We start from the raw sequence: 4,327 nt of genomic DNA, 5'->3' as shown, positions 1-4,327 counted from the left end.
GGTTTGAAGGGGCTGGTGGGGAGATGTCGCCGCCTGGCGGGTCCGGAGCGCTTCATTACCGCATTATGCGCCCAACGGAGCTGTGCAGGGAACTCTCCCGCGCCCGGCGAGAATTTCACGGGCCGCACCGCACGGCGGGACCCCGGGTTTCGCTCGCCCCGCCGAATCGTGTGGTACTCTGCAAGGAGTTGCGGTTCCCATAGACATGTTCGTGCGCCTGTCGGATCTGACCTCAGGCGCATTTTTGTTGTTCTGGATCTTCCGGATGGGCCATCGCGGCGATCCCGACCGCGCACGGTGTGCGGTCGTGACCGACCAGAGGAGATGACCATGGCCACCGGCACGGTCAAGTGGTTCAACGCCGAAAAGGGCTTCGGCTTCATCGAGCAGGACGGCGGCGGCGCCGACGTCTTCGCCCACTACACCAACATCGCGGCCCAGGGCTTCCGGGAGCTCCAGGAGGGCCAGAAGGTGACGTTCGACGTCACCCAGGGCCAGAAGGGCCTCCAGGCGGAGAACATCGTCCCCGCCTGACCCTGATCAAGCCGCGCGGCGGGCGTCCCTCCGGGGCGCCCGCCGCACTGCGTTCCCGGCCGGTTCAGGTGCAGCCCTCGAACTCCGGGACGCTGGTGCCGACCGCGAAGTCCACCGACCCGAACCATTCGGTGAGCAGCGTCTTCGCCGCGCCGTTCTGGTACATCTCGGTCAGGTACCGGTTGACGGCCTGGCAGCCCGCCACGTCCCCCTTCCTGAGGCCGACGCCGTACTTCTCGTTGGTGAACGGCGCCTGGACCATCGTGGTGCCCGAGCCGTTCGCCGCCGCGAAACCCGCGAGGATCAGGTCGTCGGTGGACACGGCGTCCATGCGGCCCTCCTTCAGGGCGGTGACGCACTCGCTGTAGTTGCTCGCGCGGACCAGCTCCGCGTCCACCTTGCGCTCCTCCGTCACCCGCCGCCACGAGTTCGACCCGGCCGCCTGGCAGAGCCGCTTGCCCCGCAGGTCGCTCACGTTCTCGATCGACCGGTCCCCGGCGCGGACGAGGATGTCCTGGTGCGCGACGTAGTACGGGCCGCCGAAGGTGACCTTCTCCTTGCGCTCCGGGGTGATCGAGTAGGTGGCGAACACCATGTCGACGACGCCGTCGCGCAGCGCCTCCTCCCGCTCGTTCGAGGTCAGCCCGACGAACGTGAGGTCGCCGGGCGCGACGCCGAGCCGGCCCGCGATATAGGTGGCGACGTCGACGTCGAAGCCCTCGAACGAGCCGTCCCACCTCCGCAGCCCCAGCCGCGGCTGATCGGACTTGACCCCGATCCGCAGGGTCTTCTTGCCGAGGATCGACGCGGAGGACTCCCCGCCGCCGGCGCGGTACACCGCCAGCGCCACCCCGACGAGCACGACGGCCACGATCACGATCACGGCGTTCCGGACTGCACGCACGGTCCCCTCCTCACCTTCGCGACGCTCTGCGGGCCCATCAGCGGTACTCCGCCAGCCGCGGCCACACGCCGCCCACCACCAGCGCGCCGATGACCAGGGCGGACGCGGGCAGCGCCCACGGCCAGGGCTCCAGCGCGCCCTCCCCGTCCCGCACCATCCGGTCGACGACGAGCTGGTGCCGGACGACCCGCGCGTCGAGCCCGGAGTCGTGCTGCCGGAAATCGGGGTGGGACAGGAAATGCCAGCGCGGGTCGACATGCGCCCTGGCGGCGTCCCTCAGCTTCCCGTCCCGGGCGAGCTCCCGAACGACGCGATCGTTCTGCTGGTAGGCGCGGTAGCGGTCCAGCAGCGTCCGCACGGGCGCCTGCTGTCCCCGGCCCATGGCCTCGGTCGCCTCGGTCCCGTAGAAGCCGCCGAAGTCCACCTTGTGCAGGCCGTCGCCGTAGCGCCCGATCCGCGTGGCGAGCATCGCGTAGTACGACTCCAGGTCGTGGGCCTGGCGGATGTACAGCATCGTCTGCGACTTCTCGAAATAGGTCTGGTCGTAGCGGTCGGCGTCGGCCGGGTCGAGGAGGGCGCGGATGCGGTCGGCGTTCAGGCTCTTGCCGGTCGCCCGCGTCCGCGACAGCCGCAGGACGGGGTCGAAGCCGTCCTCCTTCGCCGTCTCCACGCGGTCGGCCCCGGTCGCCAGCAGGGACGCGGCCACCACCGTCAGCGCCGTCGTGCCGAGCGCGGCGGCGACCAGGAACAGGCTGACCACCCGCCGGAAGCGCCTGGCGAGGTAGACCTGCAGCCCGGCGAGCGCCCCGAGCACCGTCAGGCCGAGCACCAGCACCCAGATCCGGCCGGACCGCATCCGGGACAGCGGGTCGCCGTAGGACGCCTCCACGTCCGCCGCCCCGGCCAGCGTGAGGTTGTTGGCCTTCGGCAGCAGGTCCTCGGTCATGATCCTGGTGGCCGCCCGGTACTCGACGGCCGCGTCCTCGGGGAGGCGTCCGAACGCGTGGTCGGTGCGGCGGCCCCGCTCCATCGCCGCCTGCACGCGCTGGTCGTAGAGGTGCAGGCCGTCCAGCACGGACTGGACGGTCCGCAGCCGCACCGGGTCGTCCTCGGCGAGGCGCGCGGCCTGTAACGCCGCCCGCTGCGCGTCCTCGCGGCGGATGTCGTAGAAGTAGCGCGGCAAGCTCCGCGAGCACGACGGGCCTCCGTCCATATCGACATCGCAGAGCCATTCGTCCTCCGCGCCCGTCAGCAGGACGTTGGTGACCTGGGCGTCCATGTCGCTCAGCGCGAGATAGACGTCGTTGGTTGCCACGACCATCGGGCCCTCGTCGTGGCCGATGGCGCGCAGGGCCGCGCGGGCGTCCAACAGCGCGACGCCGGTGACGGTGAACAGCACGATGACCGCCAGCAGGACGGCGGCCGTCAACGCCTGCACGCGGCGCGGGACGCTGTGCAGCCGGAACAGTCTCCACGACACGCTCAGCCCTCGCCCTCGTCGTCGCCGGCCTTGGCCTCGGGGTCCGGGTCGTCGTCGGGCTCGTCCGGCGGGCGGTGCGCCGATTCGCTCGACTCGGTGTCGAGGGCGATGAGGTCGGCGGCGTCGACGTCCTGCCGCGGCCTGACCTCGCCGGTCTCCCGGGCGACGACCCGGTCGAGGCGCTGGGACGTCCCGCTGCTGCCGGTCCTCTCGGCCAGCTCGTGCGCCCGCCGGAGCCTGGTGCTCGCGGTCTCGTCGTCGCCCCTCCGGTAGGCGCTCAGCCCCTCGCTGAGGGAGTCGGCGAGCTCCTCCTGCCTGGAGTAGTGCTCGACGGACGAATGCCGCCCCGTCGAGCGCGCCCTGTCGTCCGTCCATTCGGCGAGGACCATGGCCTCGGCGAGGGTCACGTCCGGCTCGCCGCCGGGTCCCGGCACCACCACCGACACCCGCGCCGCCTGCATCCGCTGGTACGGCTTCCCGACGGGGACCGTGACGCACAGGTGGTAGTCGCGCTTCTCCGTCCCCCAGATGCCGGTCGGGTAGTCGCCCGTCGCCGGGCCCTCCCCGTGCGGGTCCACCTCGATCCGCTTGCCGGTCAGGTCGCGCCGCGCGGGATACACCTGCTTGAGGAACTGCAGGGAGACCTTGTCGGGCGTCCAGACCCGGAGCGCGACGTCGGCGACGGCCTTGCCCATCGCCCGCCCGATCATCTCGGTGAAGTCGGCCGTGAGGTGCCGCGGGTCGGCCACCACCGCGAACCGGCCGAGCAGGCGGGTGGCGACCTCGCGCAGCTCGGCCGGGTCCCAGTCGGCGCCGACGCCGCGGCAGTCGCACACGAAACGGCCCGCGCAGACGGTCAGGGCCGCGTCCAGCTCCTCCTCGGTCTCGTGCTCGTTGCGGCCGTCGGTCAGCAGGACGGCGTGCCGGATGCCGTGCCGGGAGTCGTCGAACAGCTCGGCGGCCAGGCTCAGCCAGCGGCCGATCCGGGTGCCGCCCGCGGCGGTCAGCTTGGAGATGGCGACCTTGGCGGCCTCCTTGCCGCGGTCGGTCGCGGGGGCCAGCAGCACGTCGCGCGGGTAGACCATGGCGGCGTCGCGGGATCCGGCGACGACGGCGAAGTCGACGTCCTCGCGCAGCGCGTCCACCGCCGCCTTCGCGGCCTGCTGCGCCTCGACGAGCCGCTCGCCCGCCATGGACGCGGAGGTGTCGATGATGATGACCTCCGCCGCCGCGGACGCCCGCGCCGCCGACGAAGAGGAGGAGGACACCGCGGGCAGGGGCGGGCGGCCGGTGCGGGCCGTGACCCGGACGATGGCATGGACCTGCGTGGCGTCCACCGGGAGGTAAGGGTTCTGGTGGATCTCGACCGCGAAGTCGGGGCGGTCACTCATCGATCACCTTCCTGGGGC

General features: G+C 71.9%; 4 protein-coding genes. 1 reads left to right on the top strand and 3 read right to left on the bottom strand.

Features of this window, described 5'->3' with window-relative positions:
* Positions 1–330 precede the first annotated feature (330 nt).
* On the top strand, positions 331–534 hold the full coding sequence (locus tag E1264_RS40690; protein WP_131971577.1) for a cold-shock protein: 204 nt from the start codon (positions 331–333) through the stop codon (positions 532–534).
* Between the two features lie 64 nt (positions 535–598).
* Here the strand turns inward: E1264_RS40690 and E1264_RS40685 are convergent, their stop codons facing one another.
* From E1264_RS40685 to E1264_RS40675, 3 genes are read right to left on the bottom strand one after another with little or no spacing between them, the layout of a single operon-like run.
* Positions 599–1,438 carry a glutamate ABC transporter substrate-binding protein gene (locus E1264_RS40685; RefSeq protein WP_243711479.1) on the bottom strand — a complete coding sequence of 280 codons (840 nt, stop codon included), beginning with the start codon at positions 1,436–1,438 and terminating at the stop codon, positions 599–601.
* Between the two features lie 37 nt (positions 1,439–1,475).
* The gene (locus E1264_RS45760; RefSeq protein ID WP_132182605.1) at positions 1,476–2,918 is read right to left on the bottom strand and encodes a hypothetical protein; all 1,443 of its coding nucleotides are present in this window, start codon (positions 2,916–2,918) and stop codon (positions 1,476–1,478) included.
* 2 nt (positions 2,919–2,920) lie between these two features.
* Positions 2,921–4,309 carry a vWA domain-containing protein gene (locus E1264_RS40675; RefSeq protein ID WP_132182603.1) on the bottom strand — a complete coding sequence of 463 codons (1,389 nt, stop codon included), beginning with the start codon at positions 4,307–4,309 and terminating at the stop codon, positions 2,921–2,923.
* Positions 4,310–4,327: the final 18 nt, after the last annotated feature.

Origin of the sequence: Actinomadura sp. KC216 (assembly GCF_004348535.1) — a bacterium.
Classification (GTDB): Bacteria; Actinomycetota; Actinomycetes; order Streptosporangiales; family Streptosporangiaceae; genus Spirillospora.
Note: the sequence above shows the minus strand (reverse complement) of the source record. Positions and strands in the feature narration are given on the sequence as shown.

What these genes read in the sequence shown, in the direction of transcription:
- E1264_RS40690 (WP_131971577.1), top strand. Translation starts at nt 331, where the DNA reads ATGGCCACCGGCACGGTCAAGTGGTTCAACGCCGAAAAGGGCTTCGGC.
- E1264_RS40675 (WP_132182603.1), bottom strand. Translation starts at nt 4,309, where the DNA reads ATGAGTGACCGCCCCGACTTCGCGGTCGAGATCCACCAGAACCCTTAC.